General features: G+C 29.7%; 1 protein-coding gene. It reads right to left on the minus strand.

All coding sequences use genetic code 11. The annotated features are described in order from the left end of the window. The coding region (locus tag E1171_RS00845; protein WP_343031269.1) for a lantibiotic dehydratase at positions 1-1033 on the minus strand (1033 nt) is incomplete at its 3' end. Positions 1034-1041: the final 8 nt, after the last annotated feature.

The following is a 1041-nucleotide window of genomic DNA, read 5'->3' on the forward strand; positions in this document are numbered from 1 at the left end:
CATGAGTTATTTCTGCAAGTATATATTCCTTAGGTAATTGATTATTTTCAAATTGCGTAAGGTCCCTAATGATTTTTCTTGTTTCATGATCATTATTTGAAAATCTGGTAAGGATTTTCGAACCAGTTGGCCCACTGAGATCATACACCTGGACCATGTCATTTTCATTTTTTTTACCTAAGTGCCTAAGCCTTATGCTAAAGGTTTCGGGAAGAAAATCATAATTATCAGTTTTTAAAAAATCTTGAACTACATGGTCTGTTAATTCAATAGTGCTCTTTTTTTCTTTTAAACACTCAAGGTATTTCTCGAGAAGAAAATTTTCCCATTTGCCCAATGTGAACTTTTCTTCCGAGGAATTGGGATAAGAAACATCATTTATAAGCTCCTCTTCATTAGATAGGTTATCACTATTTTGAAATCCAATACCATATTTATCATCCAAGGCTAATACCAAAGGAACTGCTGCATCTCCATATTTTTGTGTGAAATTTTCTGCAAATTCAGTAATACTTGTTTTAGAATCTTTTTCAGTTACATTATAAAGAAGCTTAATGACTTTTTTAATGTCATTTTGAATATTTCTATTAATTTTTCCATTAAATAAAACACTTGAAACTGACGTATTAAAGAGCCTAGATAAATCTTTAGTCTCTAATATTTCATTAACTTCAGATTCCAACTGTTTATATGAATGAAGTTCGACTCCTACACCACTATCTATTTCATCAAGAAAGGCTTTGATTTTATTGAATTTTTCTAGAAAAAATTGATGCTGAGGCTCATCTTTTTCCCAGGATTTTAGCTTATTTATAAAGTAAGAAATAGTGTTGTCTCCTAATACTGATAAATTAAAATCACTCACTAATACCTTATATTGAATGAGGCTATTTATATAGTTTGTTGAATCTGTTAGATTAAAGCCATGATTTAAAAGTAGATTGACAAGGTCCTCAAATGAGGTTCCTTTTATAGATCGATTTAGAACTTCCTCTAGATACTTATTATAGTCAATACGACTAACCTTATATATTTTTTTTT

It is taken from the genome of Xanthovirga aplysinae, from assembly GCF_009711365.1.
GTDB lineage: Bacteria > Bacteroidota > Bacteroidia > Cytophagales > Cyclobacteriaceae > Xanthovirga > Xanthovirga aplysinae.